General features: G+C 73.1%; 23 protein-coding genes. 13 read left to right on the forward strand and 10 right to left on the reverse strand.

Annotated elements, in window-relative coordinates:
- Positions 1 to 114 precede the first annotated feature (114 nt).
- The 3 genes from ACGFI2_RS11330 to ACGFI2_RS11340 are packed head-to-tail and all read left to right on the forward strand — an operon-like array spanning position 115 to position 2808.
- Positions 115 to 966 (forward strand): ABC transporter permease, encoded by an 852-nt coding sequence (locus tag ACGFI2_RS11330; protein WP_393514329.1) that lies wholly within the window; start codon positions 115 to 117, stop codon positions 964 to 966.
- A gap of 46 nt (positions 967 to 1012) precedes the next feature.
- Positions 1013 to 1834 carry an ABC transporter permease gene (locus ACGFI2_RS11335; protein WP_393514332.1) on the forward strand — a complete coding sequence of 274 codons (822 nt, stop codon included), beginning with the start codon at positions 1013 to 1015 and terminating at the stop codon, positions 1832 to 1834.
- On the forward strand, positions 1831 to 2808 hold the full coding sequence (locus ACGFI2_RS11340) for an ATP-binding cassette domain-containing protein (RefSeq protein WP_393514335.1): 978 nt from the start codon (positions 1831 to 1833) through the stop codon (positions 2806 to 2808). Before ACGFI2_RS11335 ends, ACGFI2_RS11340 begins: the two co-directional genes overlap by 4 nt.
- Here the strand turns inward: ACGFI2_RS11340 and ACGFI2_RS11345 are convergent.
- Complete coding sequence (locus ACGFI2_RS11345; protein ID WP_393514337.1) at positions 2792 to 3352, reverse strand: helix-turn-helix domain-containing protein; 561 nt, start codon at positions 3350 to 3352, stop codon at positions 2792 to 2794. The genes ACGFI2_RS11340 and ACGFI2_RS11345 overlap by 17 nt on opposite strands.
- A gap of 67 nt (positions 3353 to 3419) precedes the next feature.
- On the opposite strand from ACGFI2_RS11345, the gene ACGFI2_RS11350 reads away from it, so the two are divergent.
- The gene (locus ACGFI2_RS11350; RefSeq protein WP_393514340.1) at positions 3420 to 4265 is read left to right on the forward strand and encodes an AzlC family ABC transporter permease; all 846 of its coding nucleotides are present in this window, start codon (positions 3420 to 3422) and stop codon (positions 4263 to 4265) included.
- Positions 4259 to 4567 carry an AzlD domain-containing protein gene (locus tag ACGFI2_RS11355; protein ID WP_116507604.1) on the forward strand — a complete coding sequence of 103 codons (309 nt, stop codon included), beginning with the start codon at positions 4259 to 4261 and terminating at the stop codon, positions 4565 to 4567. Before ACGFI2_RS11350 ends, ACGFI2_RS11355 begins: the two co-directional genes overlap by 7 nt.
- 94 nt (positions 4568 to 4661) lie before the next feature.
- On the opposite strand, the gene ACGFI2_RS11360 is transcribed toward ACGFI2_RS11355, so the two are convergent.
- From ACGFI2_RS11360 to nadA, 3 genes are all read right to left on the reverse strand, one after another.
- Entirely contained in the window at positions 4662 to 5270 is a 609-nt protein-coding gene (locus tag ACGFI2_RS11360) for a DUF3043 domain-containing protein (RefSeq protein ID WP_393514343.1), read from the reverse strand.
- Positions 5271 to 5372: 102 nt separating this feature from the next.
- The gene (murA, locus tag ACGFI2_RS11365; RefSeq protein ID WP_393514346.1) at positions 5373 to 6782 is read right to left on the reverse strand and encodes a UDP-N-acetylglucosamine 1-carboxyvinyltransferase; all 1410 of its coding nucleotides are present in this window, start codon (positions 6780 to 6782) and stop codon (positions 5373 to 5375) included.
- Positions 6783 to 6938: 156 nt separating this feature from the next.
- Positions 6939 to 8114 (reverse strand): quinolinate synthase NadA, encoded by a 1176-nt coding sequence (gene nadA / locus ACGFI2_RS11370; protein ID WP_393514349.1) that lies wholly within the window; start codon positions 8112 to 8114, stop codon positions 6939 to 6941.
- 66 nt (positions 8115 to 8180) lie between these two features.
- On the opposite strand from nadA, the gene ACGFI2_RS11375 reads away from it, so the two are divergent.
- The 4 genes from ACGFI2_RS11375 to ACGFI2_RS11390 all read left to right on the forward strand — a co-directional run bounded on the left by ACGFI2_RS11375 (position 8181) and on the right by ACGFI2_RS11390 (position 11501).
- Positions 8181 to 9317 (forward strand): glycerate kinase, encoded by a 1137-nt coding sequence (locus ACGFI2_RS11375; RefSeq protein ID WP_393514352.1) that lies wholly within the window; start codon positions 8181 to 8183, stop codon positions 9315 to 9317.
- Between the two features lie 137 nt (positions 9318 to 9454).
- Positions 9455 to 9826: an iron-sulfur cluster insertion protein ErpA gene (erpA, locus tag ACGFI2_RS11380; protein WP_393514354.1), complete on the forward strand. Its 372-nt coding sequence runs from the start codon at positions 9455 to 9457 to the stop codon at positions 9824 to 9826.
- 185 nt (positions 9827 to 10011) lie between these two features.
- Entirely contained in the window at positions 10012 to 10986 is a 975-nt protein-coding gene (locus ACGFI2_RS11385) for a carbohydrate kinase family protein (RefSeq protein WP_393514357.1), read from the forward strand.
- The gene (locus ACGFI2_RS11390) at positions 10983 to 11501 is read left to right on the forward strand and encodes an AAA family ATPase (RefSeq protein WP_393514359.1); all 519 of its coding nucleotides are present in this window, start codon (positions 10983 to 10985) and stop codon (positions 11499 to 11501) included. Before ACGFI2_RS11385 ends, ACGFI2_RS11390 begins: the two co-directional genes overlap by 4 nt.
- Positions 11502 to 11559: 58 nt before the next feature.
- On the opposite strand, the gene ACGFI2_RS11395 is transcribed toward ACGFI2_RS11390, so the two are convergent.
- Positions 11560 to 11784 carry a sulfurtransferase TusA family protein gene (locus tag ACGFI2_RS11395; protein WP_181569607.1) on the reverse strand — a complete coding sequence of 75 codons (225 nt, stop codon included), beginning with the start codon at positions 11782 to 11784 and terminating at the stop codon, positions 11560 to 11562.
- A 55-nt stretch (positions 11785 to 11839) separates the two neighbouring features.
- Positions 11840 to 12991 (reverse strand): cysteine desulfurase family protein, encoded by a 1152-nt coding sequence (locus ACGFI2_RS11400; protein WP_393514363.1) that lies wholly within the window; start codon positions 12989 to 12991, stop codon positions 11840 to 11842.
- Positions 12992 to 13160: 169 nt separating this feature from the next.
- Between ACGFI2_RS11400 and coxB the strand changes: the two genes are divergently transcribed.
- Positions 13161 to 14132: a cytochrome c oxidase subunit II gene (coxB, locus tag ACGFI2_RS11405; RefSeq protein WP_393514366.1), complete on the forward strand. Its 972-nt coding sequence runs from the start codon at positions 13161 to 13163 to the stop codon at positions 14130 to 14132.
- 10 nt (positions 14133 to 14142) lie between these two features.
- On the forward strand, positions 14143 to 14571 hold the full coding sequence (locus ACGFI2_RS11410) for a cytochrome c oxidase subunit 4 (RefSeq protein ID WP_393514369.1): 429 nt from the start codon (positions 14143 to 14145) through the stop codon (positions 14569 to 14571).
- A 631-nt stretch (positions 14572 to 15202) separates the two neighbouring features.
- Here ACGFI2_RS11410 and ACGFI2_RS11415 read toward each other — a convergent pair.
- The 4 genes from ACGFI2_RS11415 to ACGFI2_RS11430 all read right to left on the reverse strand — a co-directional run bounded on the left by ACGFI2_RS11415 (position 15203) and on the right by ACGFI2_RS11430 (position 18072).
- Complete coding sequence (locus ACGFI2_RS11415; protein ID WP_393514372.1) at positions 15203 to 15409, reverse strand: hypothetical protein; 207 nt, start codon at positions 15407 to 15409, stop codon at positions 15203 to 15205.
- 104 nt (positions 15410 to 15513) lie between these two features.
- Complete coding sequence (trpD, locus tag ACGFI2_RS11420) at positions 15514 to 16560, reverse strand: anthranilate phosphoribosyltransferase (protein ID WP_393514375.1); 1047 nt, start codon at positions 16558 to 16560, stop codon at positions 15514 to 15516.
- 79 nt (positions 16561 to 16639) lie between these two features.
- Entirely contained in the window at positions 16640 to 17038 is a 399-nt protein-coding gene (locus ACGFI2_RS11425; protein WP_393514378.1) for a hypothetical protein, read from the reverse strand.
- 47 nt (positions 17039 to 17085) lie between these two features.
- Positions 17086 to 18072: a cytochrome c oxidase assembly protein gene (locus ACGFI2_RS11430; protein WP_393514381.1), complete on the reverse strand. Its 987-nt coding sequence runs from the start codon at positions 18070 to 18072 to the stop codon at positions 17086 to 17088.
- Between the two features lie 108 nt (positions 18073 to 18180).
- On the opposite strand from ACGFI2_RS11430, the gene ACGFI2_RS11435 reads away from it, so the two are divergent.
- Both ACGFI2_RS11435 and ACGFI2_RS11440 read left to right on the forward strand, forming a co-directional pair.
- Positions 18181 to 18780: a heme-copper oxidase subunit III gene (locus ACGFI2_RS11435; RefSeq protein WP_393514384.1), complete on the forward strand. Its 600-nt coding sequence runs from the start codon at positions 18181 to 18183 to the stop codon at positions 18778 to 18780.
- A 72-nt stretch (positions 18781 to 18852) separates the two neighbouring features.
- The gene (locus ACGFI2_RS11440) at positions 18853 to 19686 is read left to right on the forward strand and encodes a cytochrome c (RefSeq protein WP_393514387.1); all 834 of its coding nucleotides are present in this window, start codon (positions 18853 to 18855) and stop codon (positions 19684 to 19686) included.
- Positions 19687 to 19724: the final 38 nt, after the last annotated feature.

The following is a 19724-nucleotide window of genomic DNA, read 5'->3' on the forward strand; positions in this document are numbered from 1 at the left end:
GCGTCGCTCGCTCACGGCGGTGTCACCTCGTTGGAAATTGTCGCGCTGGGGCGCCGGACATGCCGGTAGAGTCGCCCGGTCCAGCACGTCTGGCTGCGGAAGGAGGGTAACGGCGTGGGCTCGGTCACCGCCACTGTGGCACCACCCACGGACGCACACGTTACCCCATGGTTTCGGACATTCGGCGCGATAGTGGCGGCCGGCTTCCGCCGGCACGCGACCTACCGCCAGGCGGCCGTGGCCGGCGTCGTCACCAACACCGTGTTCGGCTTCCTGCGCTGCTACATCTTCCTCGCCGCCACCGGCGCGGCCGGCACCGTGGCCGGCTACGACCGGGCCCAGCTCGGCACCTTCGTCTGGGCCGGGCAGGGGCTGCTGGCGGTCATCGCCATCTGGGGCTGGACCGACCTCGCCGACCGGATCCGCTCCGGCGAGGTGGCCGCCGACCTGCTGCGGCCGGTGCATCCGGTGACCAGCTATCTCGCCATCGACCTGGGCCGGGCCGGGTTCGCCGCGCTCGCCCGGCTGGTGCCCCCGCTGGTGATCGGCCCGCTCTTCTTCGCGGTCCACCTGCCCCGGCACTGGGCCACCGTGCCGCTGTTCCTGCTCTCCGCGCTGCTCGCGGTGGTGGTCTGCTTCGGCTGCCGCTACCTGGTCAACGCGACCGCCTACTGGCTGCAGGACGCCCGGGGCCCGATGATCCTCTGGACGCTGGGTTCGGGCGTGCTGGCCGGGCTCTACTTCCCGCTCGGCTTCCTGCCCGCTCCGGTGGAGGCGACCCTGCGGTACGCCACCCCGTTCCCGAGCCTCCTGCAGGTCCCGCTGGACGTGCTGGTCGAGCGGGAGCCGCTGGCGACCGGCGTCGGCCTGGTCGGGCTGCAGCTCGGCTGGGTGGTGCTGCTGCTGGCGCTCTGCCGGTTGGTCCAGCGTCGCGCCGAACGCCGGTTGGTGGTGCAGGGTGGCTGAGCACGCCGGTGCGCCCAGGGTGGCTGAGCACGCCGGTGCGCCCAGGGTGGCTGAGGTGCGGGGCGGGGGTGGTGCGCTGCGGGCGTACCGGTCGCTGCTCGGCGCGCAGGCGCGCTCCCAGGCGGCCTACCGCACGTCGTTCGTGGTCGACCTGGTCGGCAACCTGGGCGCGACCGTGTTCGACGTGGTCACCGTTTTGGTGATCTTCGGGGTGACCCGCGAGCTGGGTGGCTTCACGCTGCGCGAGACGCTTGTCGTGGTCGGGCTGTCGAGCTGCGGGTTCGCCGCCGCCGACCTGCTGGTCGGCAACATCGAACGGCTGCCCCGGTACGTCCGCACCGGCCTCTTCGACGCCGTGCTGGTCCGCCCGCTCGCCGCGCTGCCCCAGTTGCTGCTGATGGACCTGCCGCTGCGCAAGGTGTCCCGGGCGGTGTTCGGGCTGGCGGTGCTCGTGTTCGCGCTCGCCTCGGCCGGGATCGACTGGACGCCGGGCCGGGTCGCGCTGGCCGTCGTCGCCCCGCCGGCCGCGGTGGTCTTCTTCGGCTCGGTCTTCGTCACCACCGCCACCGTGTCGTTCTACTGGGTCGACTCGGGTGAGCTGGCCAACTCGGTCACCTACGGCGGGCGCGACTTCACCTCGTACCCGATCACCGTCTACGGCGGTTGGTTCCGCGCGCTGTTCGCGTACGGGATGGGGTTCGCCTTCGTCAGCTACCACCCGGCGCTGGCGTTGCTGGGCCGCGCCGACCCGCTCGGCCTGCCGCCCTGGGTGGGCTGGGCCTCGCCGGGCGTCGCGGTGGTCGCGGCGACGGTCGCCGCCCTGGCCTGGCGGGTCGGTATCCGTCACTACCGGAGTACGGGGTCATGAGCGTCATCGAGATGGACGGGTTGCGCAAGGAGTTCACGGTCCGGGTCAGGGCCGGGCGGGTGCGCCGCGAGAAGCGGACGGTGACCGCGGTCGACGGCGTCGACCTGCGGGTGGAGCGCGGCGAGATGCTCGGCTACATCGGCCCGAACGGCGCCGGGAAGTCGACCACGCTCAAGATGCTGACCGGGGTGCTGACGCCCTCGGCCGGGCGGGCCCAGGTCTGCGGGCTGCGGCCGGTGGCCGACCGGACCCGGCTGGCGCTGCGCATCGGGGTGGTCTTCGGACAGCGGTCCCAGCTCTGGTGGGACCTGCCGCTACGGGACTCGTTCGACCTGCTGCGGCACGTCTACCGGGTGCCGGCCGGCGAGCACGCCGCCCGGCTGACGCGCTGCCGGGATCTGCTCGACCTGGGCGAGTTCCTGGACATCCCGGTCCGGCAGCTCTCCCTCGGCCAGCGGATGCGCGGCGAGCTGACCGCCGCGCTGCTGCACGGCCCGGAGGTGCTCTTCCTGGACGAGCCGACCATCGGCCTGGACGTGGTCAGCAAGCAGGCGGTCCGGGGTTTCCTGGCCGAGCTGGGCCGGGCCGGCGACACCACGCTGGTGCTCACCACGCACGACCTGGCCGACATCGAGCGGCTCTGCCGGCGGCTCGTGGTCATCGACCACGGGCGGGTGGTGCACGACGGCTCGATCGCCGAGCTGCACCGGCGGTACGGGTCGCGCCGGATGGTGGTGGCCGAGCTGGACGCCGCGCTGCCCGAGCCGCCGGTGCTGCCCGGCGCGCCGCTGCACCGGGTGGAGGCGGACGGACGGCGGCTGCTCTTCGCGCTGGAGTCGGCGACCGTCGCCGAGGTGGTGGCCGGGCTGGCCGGCCTGGCCACGCTGCGCGACGTCTCGATCGTGGAGCCGGACATCGAGGAGGTCGTCGCCCGGCTCTACCGGGCGCCGGCCGCGGTCATGGGTGCTCCATGACGAGTACGGCGAAGGTGCCGGGGGCCAGCGCCTCGTACCGGTGCGGGGTGTCACCGGGGAACGTGGCGTAGTCACCGGGTCCCAGCTCGACCGGGTCGGTCTCGGGACCGACGCGCATCCGGCCGGCGGCCACGACGACGTGTTCGACGCTGCGCGGGGTGTGCGCCTCGGCGAGGCGTACCGCCCCGGGTTCCAGCTCCATCACGTAGACGTCCCGCCGGATGTGCGGTGACCCGGCGGCGAGCAGGGTGGCGGAGAAGTCGGCGTGCTCGGAGCGGATCCGGGGGCCCTCACCGGCCCGTACCACCCGGATGGCGGCGACCGGCGGTTCGACCAGGCGGCTGAACGGCACGTCCAGCGCCACGCCGAGCGCCCAGAGCGTCTCCACGCTGGGGTTTCCGGCGCCCGACTCCAGTTGGGACAGCGTGGACTTGGCGATGCCGGCGCGGCGGGCCAGCTCGGTCAGCGACAGGCCCGCCCGTTCGCGCTCGCGGCGCAGCGCTGCCGCGATGGTGGCGAGTGGGGGAGCGGGGTCGATCGCCATGTGTTCGCTCCAACGGTCGGTTTGTTCGGTTTGACGAACAAGCGTTCTCGCGTTCAGGATAATGGACATGCGTACGGCATACCGAACGGGCGACGCCCGGGTGCTCCGCGACGTCGCCGCCATCGGCGCGGCGATGCTCGCCGTGGGCGCGTCGTTCGGCGCCGTGGCGGTGGCCGCAGGCCTGCCCGCCTGGGCCGCACTGGCCATGTCGGCGATCGTCTACGCCGGTGGCGCCCAGTTCATGGCAGTGGGCCTCGTCGTGGCGGGCAGCCCGCTCGCGGCGGTCCTCGCCGGCCTGCTCCTCAACGCCCGGCACCTGCCGTTCGGCCTGGCCCTCGGCGGCGCGCTCGGCTCCCGGCGCTGGCAGCGGCTGCTCGGCAGCCACCTGATGACCGACGAGGCGACCGCGTTCGCGCTGGCCCGCCCGGCCGGACCGGGGCGGCGCCGGGCGTTCTGGCTCGCCGGGGTGCTGCTCTTCCTGGCGTGGAACGCCGGCACCGCGCTCGGCGTGCTCGCCGGGGGCGCGGCCGGCGACCCGGCCGCCCTGGGACTCGACGCCGCCTTCCCGGCCGGGCTGGCCGCCCTGCTGCTGCCCAGTCTGCGTGACCGGGAGACGCGCCGGGTGGCGCTCCTCGGCGCCGGACTGGCCGTGCTGGCGACACCGCTGCTGCCGACCGGGCTGCCGGTGCTGCTCGCGCTCGCCGCGCTGGCCCTGCCGATGCTGGCCCGCCGCCGCTCACCCATCCCGCCTGGCGACCCGGACGCCGCGCCGGGTGGTGACCCCGGCCGCGTGCGCGACGGCGGCCCGGTAGCCGTGCCGGCCGGTTCCGGCGCTGCGCCGGACGGCATCGGCGGACCGATGGACGCCGGTGGGGCGAGGCGCCAGGTGAGTGCCGGGGAGGGCTCGTGCTGATCGCCGTGATCCTCGCCCTGGCCGCCGGCACCTACGGTTTCCGCGTCGCCGGAGTACTGCTGCGGGACCGGCTGGACCTGCCCGAATGGGCCCGGCACCTGCTGCCGGTCGGCGCCGCCACGCTGCTGGCCGCGCTCGCCGCCACCGCGGCGCTGACCGAGGCCGGTGGCTTCGCCGGGTACGCCCGGCCCGCCGGTGTGCTGGTCGGCCTGGTGCTCGCCTGGCGCCGGGCGCCGTTCGTGCTGGTAGTGGTCGGTGCGGCGGCCACCACCGCGCTCCTGCGCCTGCTCGGCGTGGCCTGAGCGCGGCCGCTTCCCGCAGGACGTCGGCCGATTCCCGCACGAGAACGGCCCCTCACCGCCGGAGCGGGAAGGGGCCGGTTCCGGGTACGTCCGGTCAGACCTTGTCGCCGATGTTCACCCGGGGCGCGGGAGCGCGCATCCGGCGGAACGTGATCGACCGCATGATCGCGTAGAAGTAGATCGAGCCGAGCTTCTCGGTGCTCCTCGGGAAGCGCTCGCGGACCAGCTTCTTGATCTTCCGGGAGATCAGCACCGAGTCGATCAGCACGCCGAGGGCCAGCGCGCCCCACAGCAGGTTCGACAGCAGCCGCACGATCGGCGGCATGGCCTGGTTGGAGCCGACCAGCACGATCAGCGCGCCGCCGAAGAACCAGGTGCCGACCGTACGCCGGGAGTCGACCACGTTGCGGGCCAGCAGCCGCTCGGGACCCCGGTCACGCGGGCCGCCCTCGCGACGGAACTCGGTGGCGGCCTCGGCGCGGGCGGCGCGGCGCTGCGCGCGGGCTTCCTCCTTGGTCAGCGGCTTGGCCGGCGCGGTCGGCCGACGGCCGGCGACCGGACGCTTCGGCGTGACCTGCCCGAGTTCCTTCTTGCTGGGCGTGTAGCCCCGAGGACGGGCGGCGGAGGACTCCTCGTCGGTCGTCACAGTGGTGACGGACTCATCGACGAGGTCGGCGGACTTGCGGCGAAACAGCGACGGCACGCGGCAAGGGTAGCCAACCGGCCGAGCCCGGTGCACATCACGGGTGCACCGGGCCGGCGGACGGGCGTCGCGGAGCGGCGCCGGGCGCGAGAAACGGGACGGTCAGGGACGTTCGACGTGCGCGCCGAGATCCGCCAGCTTGGCCTCGAAGTCCTCGTAGCCGCGGTTGATCAGGTCCACGCCGTACACCCGGGAGGTGCCCTCGGCGGCCAGCGCCGCGATGAGGTGACTGAACCCGGCCCGCAGGTCCGGGATGATCAGGTCGGCCGCGTGCAGCTTGCTCGGGCCGGCGATCACCGCCGAGTGCTTGAAGTTGCGCCGGCCGAAGCGGCACGGGGTGCCGCCGAGGCAGTCCCGGTAGACCTGGATGTTGGCGCCCATCGTGTTCAGCGCCTCGGTGTAGCCGAGCCGCTGCTCGTAGACCGTCTCGTGGACGATCGACAGACCCCGGGCCTGGGTGAGCGCGACCACCAGCGGCTGCTGCCAGTCGGTCATGAAGCCGGGGTGCACGTCGGTCTCCAGCGCCACGGCGTTCAGCTCGCCGCCCGGGTGCCAGAACCGGATGCCGCCCTCCTGGCCCGGGTCGCCGAGCTTCGGCGGGCGGGCGTCGGTGACCTCGTACTCGCCGCCGACGGAACGGAAGATGTTCAGGAAGGTCATCATGTCGGCCTGCTGCGCGCCGAGCACCTCGACGTGACCACGGGTGGCCAGCGCGGCCGCCGCCCAGCTCGCCGCCTCGATCCGGTCCGGGATCGGCCGGTGGGTGTAGCCGTGCAGCTTCTTGACGCCCTGGATCTCGATCACCCGGTCGGTGTGGACCTTGATGATCGCGCCCATCTTCTGCAGGATGCAGATCAGGTCGATGATCTCGGGCTCCACGGCCGCGTTGCGCAGCTCGGTGACGCCCTCGGCCATCACCGCGGTGAGCAGCACCTGCTCGGTGGCGCCGACGCTCGGGTAGGGCAGCGCGAACTTGGTGCCGTGCAGCCCGTTCGGGGCGGACAGGTGCAGGCCCTCCGGGGTCTTCTCGACCGTCGCGCCGAACTCGCGCAGCGCCTGCAGGTGGAAGTCGATCGGACGGGGGCCGATGTGGCAGCCGCCCAGGTCGGGGATGAACGCGTGGCCGAGCCGGTGCAGCAGCGGTCCGCAGAACAGGATCGGGATCCGGCTGGAGCCGGCGTGCACGTTGATCTGGTCGGTGCTGGCGCTCTCGACGTTGGACGGGTCGAAGACCAGCTCGCCGTCCTCACCGCCGTCGGTCACCTTCACCCCGTGCAGGCCGAGCAGCCCGCGGACCACCTCGACGTCGCGGATGCGTGGCACGTCGAACAGCCGGCTGGGTGTGTCGCCGAGCAGGGCGGCGACCATCGCCTTGGACACCAGGTTCTTCGCGCCGCGCACGCGGATCCGCCCTTCGAGCGGAGTGCCTCCGTGTACGACCAGGACGTCGTCGGTCAACGCAACCTCCAGCGCGTTGGGTACTGCCGTGTAGGTGAGGGCTCGCGATGTCATCGCTACCCGGATCGCGGCCATGGGAAAACCGGCCCGCGTGTCGTCGCCCCGGCAGCATAGCCCTCCGTGACGGAAATGGAATCGGTCACATCGCCAGGCAGGGCACGAACCGGGGATTCCGGTGCGTTTCCGTGCCAGGCAGGTGACCGAGGGTGATCAAGCTCCCGGCAGGGCGAGCATCTGATCCAGCGCCGCCCGGGCGTGTCCGGCGGTCTCCGGATCCACCGTGATCTGGTTGACCACGCGGCCGGCGACCAGCTCCTCCAGCGCCCAGACCAGGTGCGGCAGGTCGATCCGGTTCATCGTCGAGCAGTAGCAGACCGCACGGTCGAGGAACATGATCTGCTTGTCCGGGTGGGCCAGCGCGAGCCGGCGGACCAGGTTCAGCTCGGTGCCCACGGCCCAGGCCGACCCGGCCGGCGCCGCCTCGATCGCCTTGATGATGAACTCGGTGGAGCCCACCAGGTCGGCGGCCGTGACCACCTCGTGGCGGCACTCCGGGTGCACCAGGACGTTGACGCCCGGCACCCGCGCCCGCACGTCGTTCACGCTCTCCAGCGCGAACCGGCCGTGCACCGAGCAGTGCCCGCGCCACAGGATCATCCTGGCGTCGCGCAGTCGCTCGGCGGTGAGCCCGCCGTTCGGCTTGTGCGGGTCCCAGAGCACGCAGTCGTCCAGCGAGAAGCCCATCTCCAGCACCGCGGTGTTACGCCCCAGGTGCTGGTCGGGCAGGAAGAGCACCTTGCGGCCCCGCTCGAACGCCCAGTCCAGGGCCCGCTCGGCATTGGACGAGGTGCAGACCACACCGCCGTGCCGGCCGACGAAACCCTTGATGTCGGCGGACGAGTTCATGTAGGTCACCGGGACGGTGTCCGCCGCCACGCCGAGGTCGGTCAACGCGTCCCAGGCGGCCTCGACCTGCGTCAGCACCGCCATGTCGGCCATCGAGCAGCCGGCCGCGAGGTCGGGCAGGATCACCTTCTGCGCGTCCGTGGTGAGGATGTCCGCGCTCTCGGCCATGAAGTGCACGCCGCAGAAGACGATGTATTCCGCGTCCGGGCGGGCCGCCGCCTCCCGGGCCAGCTTGAACGAGTCGCCGGTCACGTCGGCGAACTGGATCACCTCGTCGCGCTGGTAGTGGTGGCCCAGCACGAACACCTTCGTGCCGAGCGCGGCCTTTGCCGCGGCCGCGCGGGCCACCAGATCGGGGTCGCTCGGCGCGGGGAGGTCACCCGGACACTCCACGCCACGTTCGGTGGCGGGATCGCTGCCGCGGCCGAGGAGCAGCAGCGCGGTGGCGGTGTTGGAGGGCTCAACCCAGGCTGAAGTCACGCCCCCATGGTCCCACAGCCCGGCCGTCGCGCAGCAGCCCGCGATGTGGCCTGCCACACTGCTCGGATGCGCGTGCTGCTCTGCCCGGACAAGTTCGCCGGCACGCTGCCGGCCCCCGAGGCGGCCGCCGCGGTGGCCGAGGGCTGGCGGACCGTGGCCCCCGGTGACGACCTGCTGCTGCGGCCGCTCGCCGACGGCGGGCCGGGCTTCGTCGCGGTGCTCGCCGAGGCGCTCGGCGGGCGGCGGCTGCCGGTGCGCACCGTCGACCCGCTCGGCCGTCCGGCCGCCGGTGAGATCCTCCTCACCGACGGCGGCGTGGCCTACCTGGAGAGCGCCCAGGCGTGCGGCCTGCACCTGCTGTCCGCCGCCGAACGCGACCCGAAGGCCACCACCTCGTACGGTCTGGGGCTGCTCGTCGCCGCCGCGGTCGAGGCGGGCGCCCGGACCGTGGTGATCGGGCTGGGCGGCTCGGCCACCAACGACGGCGGCGCCGGCATGCTCGTCCCGCTCGGCGTGACCCCGCTCGACTCCGGCGACCGGGCCCTGCCGTACGGCGGGGCCGCGCTGGCCGGGGTGGCCACCCTCGACGGCGTGCCCCGGCTGCGCGGGGTGACGCTGGTCGCCGCCACCGACGTGGACAGCCCGCTGCTCGGCCTGCACGGCGCGAGCAGCGTCTTCGGCCCGCAGAAGGGCGCCGACCGGGCCGACGTGCTGCTGCTGGACGCCGCGCTGGAGCGCTGGGCGGACGTGCTGGTCGAGCGGTTGCCGGGCTGCCCGCCCGGGCTCGGCGCGCTCCCCGGCGGTGGCGCGGCCGGCGGCCTCGGCGCGGCGGTGCTGGCCCTGGGCGGCCGGTGCGAGTCGGGCATCGGGCTGGTCACCCGCGCGGTCGGCCTGGACGCCGCGCTGGACGCCGCCGACCTGGTGATCACCGGCGAGGGCTCCTTCGACCACCAGTCGCTGCGCGGCAAGGTGGTCGCCGGGGTGGCCGGCGCGGCCCGGGACCGCGGCGTGCCCTGCGTGGTGCTGGCCGGGCGGGTGAGCACCGGGCGGCGGGAGGCGGCCGCGGCCGGCGTCACCGAGGCGTACAGCCTGGTCGAGCACTTCGGCGGCGAGGAGCGCGGGGGAGTGGCGGCGGCGATGGAACGTCCCGCCGAGGGACTGCGGGCGCTCGGCGCCCGGTTGGCCGGCCAGTGGAGCCGCTGACCGGGTTCCGCTGGTCACGCCGCCGGGTGGGTCCGCCGGCGGCGGCGTACGATCGGAGACGGACCACCGGGAATACTGGCGCACGTGCGGCGTTGGCCAGTACGTCCGGACCTCATACCGCGCAGGGAGACTTCCACGTGACCACGCCAGCGCAGACCGAGCCGACCGAGGCCACGCAGGCCCCCAGCACCGTCGTCCTCACCGACGTCGCGGCGCAGAAGGTCAAGGCCCTGATCGAGCAGGAGGGCCGCGACGACCTGCGGCTCCGGGTCGCCGTGCAGCCGGGTGGCTGCTCCGGCCTGCGGTACCAGCTCTTCTTCGACGAGCGGTCGCTCGACGGTGACGTCGTCACCGACTTCGGCGGCGTCGAGGTCGTCGTCGACCGGATGAGCGCCCCCTACCTGACCGGCGCGACCATCGACTTCGCCGACCGGATCGACGCCCAGGGCTTCACCATCGACAACCCGAACGCCGGCAGCTCCTGCGCCTGCGGCGACTCGTTCAGCTGAGTCGGCGTTCCGACGCCTGAAAACGGCGGGGCCATCCCTTTCGGGGGTGGTCCCGCCGTTTTGTCGTGGCCGGTCGGTGTCCGTCCGGTTGTGCGCCGGGCGACCGGACGGCGACCGACCGCCGTCCGGACGGCCGGCACGACCGGTAGGCTGACCGCGCCGTGCTCCCGACCACGAGGGTTGACATGAAGATCGCCGTGACCGGCTCGATCGCGACCGACCATCTGATGAGCTTCCCCGGCCGCTTCGCCGACCAGCTCATCGCCGACCAGCTCGACAAGGTCTCGCTCTCCTTCCTCGTCGACGAGCTGGTGCTCCGGCGCGGCGGCACGGCCGCCAACATCGCGTTCGGCATGGCCCAGCTCGGGCTGCGGCCGGTGCTGCTGGGCGCGGTGGGGGCCGACTTCGCCGACTACCGCTCCTGGCTGGAGCGCCACGGCGTCGACTGCGACTCGGTGCACGTCAGCGACGTGGCGCACACGGCGCGCTTCGTCTGCACCACCGACACCGACATGTGCCAGATCGCCTCGTTCTACGCCGGGGCGATGAGCGAGGCGCGCAACATCGAGCTGGCCCCGGTGGCGCAGCGCCTCGGCGGGCTCGACCTGGTGCTGGTCAGCGCCAACGACCCGGCCGCGATGATCCGGCACTCCGCCGAGTGCCGGGACCGGGGCTACTCGTTCGTCGCCGACCCGTCGCAGCAGCTCGCCCGGATGGGCGGCGAGGACGTGCTCGGCCTGGTCGACGGCGCGGACTACCTGATGACCAACGAGTACGAGAAGTCGCTGCTGCAGAGCAAGGCCGGCCTCACCGACGAGCAGTTGCTGGACCGGGTGAAGGTGCGGGTCACCACGCTGGGCAAGCAGGGCGTGGAGATCGCCGGCCGGGAGATCGGCACCATCCGGGTGCCGATCGCGCGGGAGATCCAGGCGATCGACCCGACCGGCGTCGGCGACGGCTTCCGGGCCGGCTTCTTCGCCGCGCTCGACTGGGGCGTCGGCGTGGAGCGCGCGGCCCAGGTCGGCTGCCTGCTGGCCACGCTGGTGCTGGAGAACTTCGGCGGCCAGGAGTACGAGGTCCGCCGGGACCTGTTCGTGAAGCGGCTCGCCGAGTCGTACGGGGACGCGGCCGCCGAGGACGTCCGGCCGCACCTGCTGTGAGCGGCGCGACCGGCCCGGCGGGGGAGCAGGTGCTGGTCGTGTTCGCCGGGCTGCCGGGGGTGGGCAAGACCACGCTGGCCGTCCGGGTCGGCGCCGCGCTGCGCGCCCCGGTCCTGCCGGTCGACCCGGTCGAGCGGGCCCTGGGCCGCTACGGCCTCACCGGCGACGTGCCCGGGATGGCCGCCTACGCCGCGGTCGCCGGGCTGGCCGAGGTGCAGCTCGGCCTGGGGCTGAGCGTGGTGGTCGACGCGGTGAACCCGGTCGCCGGCGCCCGCGGCCTCTGGCCCGACCTGGCCGAGCGGGCCGGCGTGCCGCTGCGGGTGATCGAGGTGCACTGCGGTGACGAGGCGGAACACCGGCGCCGGGTCGAGGCCCGGCCGCCCGCCGAGCACGTGACCTGGGAGCAGACGCTGGTGCGTCGCGCCGAGTACGAGCCGCTGATCGGGCCGCGCCTGGTGGTGGACACCGCCGTGGCGACCGACCCCCTTCCCGGCATCCTCGCCTACCTGAGCTGAGCGTCACCGTTAAAAGGGGCCCCCTCCGCTACCGGAAACGTCAAGCGGGGCCCCCTCCTTACACCCGGACGTCGTAGGCGGGGCCGGCGTCGGGGTGGGCGGCGAGGAACTCGTGGCCGCGCATCCGGCACCAGGCCGGGATGTCCACGGCCGCCGCCGGATCGTCGGCCAGCACCCGGACCACCGCTCCGGCCGGTAGCCCGGGCACCCGGCGGGCGAGATTGATCACCGGCAGCGGGCAGCGCTGGCCCCGGCAGTCGAGCACCTCGTCCGGCTCGCTCACCGGGCCGTCTCCGTTCGCGACTGCGGGGTTCGCAGGCCCGGCTCACTCCTCGCGCTCACAAGCCCGTCACCCCCGCCTCGGCGCGCAGCTCGGCGACGATCCCGGGCAGTTCGGCCAGGAACCGCTCCACGTCCGCCTCGGTGGTCTCCCGGTGCAGCGACACCCGCACGTTGCCGTGCGACAGCACCCCCATCGCCTCCAGCACGTGCGACGGGCGCAGCGTCGACGAGGTGCAGGAGGAGCCGGAGGAGACGGCGAAGCCGCGCCGGTCCAGCGCGTGCAGGAGCGCCTCACCGTCGACGTACAGGCAGGAGAACGTCACCAGGTGCGGGAGCCGGTCCACCGGGTCGCCGACCACCTCCACGTCCGGCACCTCCGCCGCCACCCGGGCCCGGATCCGGTCCACCAGCGGCGTCAGCCGGGCGGCCTCGGCCGCGGCGTCGGCCGCCGCCGCGCGCAGGCTCGCCGCCGCGGCCACCACCGCCGGCAGGTTCACCACCCCGGGGGTACGCCCCGACTCCCGCTCGTCGGCCGGGTAGGGCGACTCCCACCGGGTGCCCTTGCGCACCACCAGCAGGCCGACGCCGGGCGGCCCGCCCCACTTGTGCGCGCTCGCGGTGAGCACCGACCAGCCGGCCGGCAGCGGCGCCCGGCCGACCAGCTGCGCCGCGTCCACGTACAGCGGCACCCCCGCCTCGGCGCACCGCGCAGCCGCGGCCGGCACCGGCTGCACCGTGCCCACCTCGTGACTGGCCCCGATCAGCGCGGCCAGCGCCACGCCGGGGGCGGCCACCGCCGCCGCCCAGGCGTCCAGGTCCAGTCGGCCGAGCCGGTCCACGGGTACGGAGACCGCGTCGCCGCCGGCGGCGGTGTGCCGCTGCGCGGCGTGCAAGACGGCCGAGTGCTCGATCGCCGAGTGGACCAGCGTCGTACCGACCCGCCGCCGCCCGACCAGGCCACCCAGCACGGCGGCGTGCGCCGCGGCCGTACCGCTGGGGGTGAAGGAGAGTTCGTCGGCGCGGACGCCGAGCGTCTGCGCGGCGGCCTCCCGGGCGGCGTCGAGGAGCTGGCGGGCCCGGCGGGCCGGCGCGTAGAGGCGGGCCGGGTCGGCCCAGCCGTCGTCCAGGGCGGCCAGCATCGCCTGCCGTGCGACCGGATGCGGCGGCGCGGCGGTGGCGGCGTCCAGGTAGACCGGGGAGGCGCTCATGAGGTTCCACGCTATCGCCCGGGTACGCCCAAGATCCCCCGATGGGGGCGGACAGTGACCCCAAGACGGCCTGGCCCGCCATGGTCGAGTAATCTGCGACCGTCGGTGACGCCTTTGCCGTCGGTGTCAGGGAAACAACCGCCGCGGCGCGCTAGGGAGGCAGGACCAGGTGGTCGCAAGGAGTTCGGAGGTACGGCCGTCGGCCGTACGGCACAGCGCTTCCCCGGGGGCCGGTGGGCGTCGGCGGCGTGGTGCTGGTCGACTCGCCGGGCTCGGTCTCGGCGGAGCGGCGCTGCTGGTTCTGCTCACCGGCTGTGACGTCGGTAAGGCGTTCGGCGGCTTCGGCTGGCCGCAGGGCGGCATCACGCCCGAGTCGCACCGGATGTACGACCTGTGGATCGCCTCCTGCATCGCGGCGCTCGCGGTCGGCGTGTTCGTCTGGGGCCTGATCTTCTGGTGCGTGGTCCGCTACCGCAAGCGCGGCAACGAGCTGCCGGTGCAGACCCGCTACAACCTGCCGATGGAGTTCCTCTACACCATCGCGCCGATCCTCGTGGTCTCCGTGCTCTTCTACTACACGGCGGTCGTGCAGACCGACGTGGTCAAGGAGACGAAGAACCCGGACGTCACCGTCGAGGTCGTCGCCTTCAAGTGGAACTGGCAGTTCAACTACCGCGACGGCCAGGGCCGGGACGCCAACACCGTCGCCTCGGTGCTGGGCACCAGCGAGGTCATCCCGGTGCTGGTGCTGCCGAGCGGCCGGTCGATCCGGTTCGAGGAGCAGAGCCGCGACGTCGTCCACTCGTTCTGGGTGCCGGAGCTGCTGTTCAAGCGGGACGTCATGCCGGGCAACATCCGCAACACCTTCGAGGTCTCCAGCATCGACCAGGAGGGCGCGTTCGTCGGCCGCTGCGCCGAGCTGTGCGGCAGCTACCACGCCTTCATGAACTTCGAGCTGCGGGTGGTCTCGCCGGAGAAGTACGAGCAGTTCCTGGCCGCCAAGAAGGGCGGCAGCTCGACCCAGGACGCGCTCAAGGCGATCGGCGTGGCCGAGTACGCGACCACCACGAAGCCCTTCGACACGCGGCGCAACACCGCCAACTTCAACCCGTCCGACGCGACGGCCGGCGCGGGAAGCTGAGGGGTCCGGCATGAAGACCGAGTGGAAGATCTTCCTGACCATCGCCGCGTTCCTTCTCGGCACGGCCATCCTCTACGGCGCCTGGACGCACGGCGACAGCGGCGGCCGGATCGAGTGGGTCGGCACCGTGGCGCTGCTGCTCTCCTTCCTGCTCTGCGCGATGTGCGGCGGCTTCTTCTGGTTCGTCTCCCGCCGCATCGACCTGCGTCCGGAGGACCGGGCGGACGGCGAGATCGCCGACGGCGCCGGTGAGATCGGCTTCTTCAGCCCGGGCAGCTACTGGCCGTTCGGCCTGGCGCTGGCCGCCGCGATCGCCGGCCTGGGGCTCGTGTTCTGGCAGCTCTGGCTGCTGGGCCTGGGCCTGGTGGCGGTGGTCTTCGCCGCCTGCGGGCTGCTCTTCGAGTACTACTCCGGCACCCGCCGCACCGCCGAGCACTGACCCGCACGTTCGCCGCAGGCCCGCGCCCCCTTTCCGGGGCCGCGGGCCTGTCGCTGTCTCCCCCCGCGCCTCGCCCGCCCTCGGCGTGCCGACTTCGTCGATCACGAAGTTGGCCGCGGCAATTCGGACGCTAATTTCATGATCCACGGCTCGGGCGCCGGCCACTGCGACCTGCGCTCGTCCCTGCCGGACACCAATCGCTTGATCAAGGGGTTTGTGTCTACGAGCACCTCTGGTCCGACGCGAACTCCTTGGTCACCGGACTGGCGGGCCGTCAGGACGGCCTGGCGCGGTGGGGGCGGACCAGTGGGCGCGACGCGGTGGGCGCGGGGCGGTCGGCGCGGGGCGGGGTGGTGGAGTCGACGGGGTGGGTGCGGTGCCGTGGAGTCGACGGAATGGGCGCCGGGCGGTGGGTGCGGCGCGGTGGGTGCGGCACGGTGGCGGGCACGCGGCCGGGAGGCGTGACGCCCTCAGCTGTCGGCGGTCATCGCTCGGGCTGCCTCGCATGGCGGCCCCGCTCGGCTGCCCTGCTCGCTGGCCGTCTTGCCCGGCTGCGTTGCTCGCTTGCCGGCGTCGACGAGGCGAGGGAGGTCAGGCCGTCGGCGTCGGGCGGCCCGGTGCGGGGTGAGGGTCAGGCGGCGTGGCGGTGGGTGGGGCGGGGCGCGCGCCGGCGGGACCGGGCCGGCGGGCGGAACGTGATGGTGGAGACCAGCACGGCCGCGCCGCAGCCGGTGCAGACCAGCTCGGGGCAGTCGACGCCGTGCCCGTCGCCGCAGAGCGGCGCCTCGAACAGCACGACGCCCTCGCAGGTGTCGCAGTAGAGCTCGCGATCCGACACGGGCGTCTCCTCTCGCTCCGGGTGCCGACGGTGGCGGTGGGCCATCGTCCTAAAGCGGAAATTACTCCCCTGTAGTTTGGCACGCGGGTATGACAGGCACCCGGTCAGGCGGTGCGCGCGACCGCCAGCCAGCGGTCCAGCGCGGCGGCCGCCGCGCCCGAGTCGACCGCCTCGGCGGCCCGGCCCAGGTTGGCGCGCAACGCCTCGTGCAGGTCGCCGTCGAGCGGGCCCTGGGTGGCGAGGGCGACGGCCGCGTTCACGAGGACGGCGTCGCGCACCGGCCCGGTCTCGCCGGCCAGCAGTCGCCGGACCACGTCGGCGTTGTAGACCGCGTCTCCGCCCCGCAGGTCGGCGAGGGTGGCCCGGGGCACCCCGAGTTCCGTCGCGTCCAGCAGCACCTCTCTGACGGCGCCCTGCTGGGCCACCCAGACCCGGGTCGGCGCGCCGGTGCTGAACTCGTCCAGCCCGTCCTCGCCACGCACCACCATCGCCGAGTCGCCGCGGGCCGCGAAGACGGCCGCCATCACCGGCGCCATGCGGCGGTCGAAGCAGCCGACCGCGCCCGAACGGGGCCGCGCCGGGTTGGTCAGCGGGCCTAGGAAGTTGAACGCCGTGGGCACACCGATCTCGCGCCGGACCGGGCCGGTGTGCCGCATGCCGGGGTGGAACCGGGCGGCGAAGCAGAAGCCGATGCCGGCCTCGGTGACACAGCGGGCCACCTGTTCCGGCGCCAGGTCGAGCGGCACGCCGAGCTGCTCCAGCACGTCCGCCGTGCCGCAGGAGGAGGAGGCGGCCCGGTTGCCGTGCTTGACCACCCGGACGCCCGCCCCGGCGACCACCAGCGCCGCCATGGTGGAGATGTTGACGGTGTGGGCGAGGTCGCCGCCGGTGCCGACCACGTCGAGCGCGGTGGCGCGTACGTCCTCGGGCAGGTGCACCGGCACGGCGCGGGTCAGCATCGTCTCGACCAGGCCGCCCAGCTCGGCCGGTGTCTCGCCCTTGGTGCGCAGCGCCACGGCGAAGCCGGCGATCTGCGCCGGGGTGGCCGAGCCGGCCATGATCTCGCCCATCGCCCAGGCGGTGTCGGCGGTGGAGAGCTCCTCGCCGCGCAGCAGCGCGTTGAGCAGAAGCGGCCAGGTCCGTTCGCCCATGGCGGGCCTCCCGAGCGGCGTGAAGTGAAGCGGTTGGGGGCGCGCCACGGCCGCGTCGCCGTGGCGCCGCCGGGGTGGATCAGGCCGCGGCGTGCGTGCGGCGCAGCAGCTCGGCCACCGTGCTGCCGGCGGCCACCGGGTCCAGCGGGTGGGTCAGCGTGGCGTCGACCTCGGCGTACGCGGCCAGCCAGCGGTCGGCGGCGCGGGCCAGCACCACGCAGGTCGGCGGCGCGTCGTCCCGGTCGTCCTTGATCTGGCGGGCGATGCCGATGCCGCCGCCCGGGCTCGCCTCGCCGTCGAGCAGCAGCAGGTCGATCTCGTAGTCGTCGACCAGCCGGATGCAGGCGGCGTACTCGTCGGCCTCGACGAACTCGATCTCGATGTCGGGCGCCGGTCGGGTGCCGACGGCGAGCCGCATCCGGTCCCGGACCTTCGGGTCGTCGCTGTAGAGCAGGACGGTGCAAAGACGATCGCTCATCGTGACGTGGCTCCCACCTCGTAGCTGCCCGCTGATCGTAGCGGGCGTCACATTCCGCCGGTGGGACCGGCCCCGGCCCCGGCGCTCGCCCCGGCGGCGCGCTCGCGGGCCTCCTGGCGGTCGAGCTCGCGGTCCAGCCGGCGGGCCTCGCGCTCGGACTGCTTGATCCACTGCACGACCAGCACCGCGAGCATGGTGACGCTGACGAACTCGCCGCCGGCCCAGAGGATGCCGCCGGCGACCACCTGGTCGTTGCGGGGGTCGGACCAGGCCAGGTTCAGCGACGGGTACCAGTCGCCGCCGAGCAGCGTGGTGCTCTGCATGATGGTGAGTCCGAGCACGGTGTGGAACGGCACCGACAGCAGCATGAGCAGCGCGCGGGCCGGGTACGGCCAGCGTCCGGGCAGCGGGTCCAGGCCGAGCAGCGGCCAGAAGAAGACGCAGCCGGTCATGATGAAGTGCGCGTGCACCAGCTCGTGCGCCCACTCGTGGCGCAGGGTGAACTCGTAGAGGTTGGTGAAGTAGAGCACGAACGGGTTCGCCACGAAGATGGCGAACGCCACCAGCGGGAAGCTGTAGATCCGGGCGACCCGGCTGTGCACGACCGCGAGCAGTCGCTTGCGGGGTCGTACCGGCAGCGTGCGCAGGGCCAGCGTCACCGGGGCGCCGAGGGCCAGGAAGATCGGCGCGACCATCGACAGCACCATGTGCTGCACCATGTGCACCGAGAGCAGCGCGGTGTCGTACGCGCCGAGCCCGCTGACCGTGACCAGGGCGATGCCGCCGAGGCCGGGGCCGAGGAACGCCACCGTGCGCAGCGCCGGCCAGCGGTCGCCGCGCAGCCGCAGCCGGTGCACCCCGTAGAGGTAGAGCCCGGCGGCGAGCACCAGGCCCAGCGTGAGCCAGCTTTCCAGCCGGGTCTCGGTGAGCACCCGGGCCACGGTGAAGGGCGGCGGGGCGGCCTCGCCCCCCGCCGCCAGGGCCGTCGGGGCGACGACCGAGGTGACGGCGCGGATCTGATCGACGTGCAGCACGCTTTTCAGGGTAGGTCAGGCGAAGCGGACGACCACGATCGGGCCACTACGGGCCCGGGTTTGCCACCCCGCTGATCGTCCGTCCCGGTCAAGGGCAATAATGACCGCGTGACTGCGGCCCCAGCCATTGACAAGAGCCGGATCCACTCTCTGACGCGTCCCAACATGGTCAGCGTCGGGACGATCGTGTGGCTCTCCAGCGAACTCATGTTCTTCGCGGCGCTGTTCGCGATGTACTTCTCGATCCGCGCGGCGGCGCCGGAGCAGTGGGAGAAGCACACCGAGATCCTGAACATCCCGTACGCGACCACCTTCACGGTGATCCTCGTGCTCTCCTCGGTGACCTGCCAGCTCGGTGTCTTCGCGGCCGAGAAGGGCGACGTCCACGCCCTGCGGCGGTGGTTCACGATCACCTTCGTGATGGGTCTGATCTTCGTGCTCGGTCAGGCGAACGAGTACCGGACCCTGGTGCACGAGGGCGTCAAGATCAACGAAGATGGTTACGGCTCGATGTTCTACCTGACCACCGGCTTCCACGGTCTGCACGTGACCGGCGGTCTGATCGCCTTCATCATCTTCATGGTCCGTACCACCATGGGTCGGTTCACCCCGGCCCAGGCGACGTCGGCGATCGTCGTGTCCTACTACTGGCACTTCGTCGACGTCGTGTGGATCGCGCTGTACGCCATGATCTACTGGCTTCAGTGATCTTGGCGCGTCACGAACCGCGCCGCTGCTCCGTCCCCTGAGACAAGGTCCAACCGGTTAAGGACACAGGTCATGACTTCTGACAACGACCGCCGACGCGGTCTGCTCGCGCGGCTGCGCGGGCGACCCGTAGCGCGCAGCAGGGGCCGCCGCCGGCTGGGCGCCGCGGTCCGGCTGGCCGCCGCGCTGATGCTGGCCGGCGGCGCCTACACCGTCTTCGCCCCGAGCGTGCAGGCGCAGGACAACCCGCCGCTGACCGCCGCCGGCAACGAGGGCAAGGCGCTGTTCGACGTGAGCTGTGTGACCTGCCACGGTCGCAACGCGCAGGGCGTCGAGGGTCGGGGCCCGAGCCTGATCGGCGTCGGGTCGGCGTCGGTCGAGTTCCAGGTCAGCAGCGGTCGCATGCCGATGGCCCGGCAGGAGGCCCAGGCCATGCGCAAGCCTCCGCAGTTCACCGACGAGCAGGTGCGTCAGCTCGGGCAGTACATCCAGGAGCTCGGTGGCGGCCCGCAGGTGCCGTCGGGCAACCTGCGTGACGGCGCCAACATGTCCACCGGTGGCGAGCTGTTCCGGATCAACTGCTCGCAGTGCCACGCGTTCGGCGGTGGCGGCGGCGCCCTCTCCTCCGGCAAGTACGCGCCGACCCTGAAGCCGGCCAGCGACCGGCAGATCTACGCCGCCATGCTGAGCGGCCCGCAGAACATGCCGGTGTTCGGCGACAACCAGATCACCCCCCAGGAGAAGGCGGACATCATCGCCTACATCCAGGAGACCCTGAAGAGCAACCAGGACCCGGGCGGTTTCAACCTGGGCCGGTACGGCCCGTCGACCGAGGGTCTGGCGATCTTCCTGGTCGGAATCGTCGCGCTGGTCTTCGCGAGCCTGTGGATCGCGGGCAAGTCGTGACCCGGCCGAACATCTGTATCATTGCCCTGGTGCCGGCC

Origin of the sequence: Micromonospora sp. NPDC049282 (assembly GCF_043197045.1) — a bacterium.
GTDB lineage: Bacteria > Actinomycetota > Actinomycetes > Mycobacteriales > Micromonosporaceae > Micromonospora.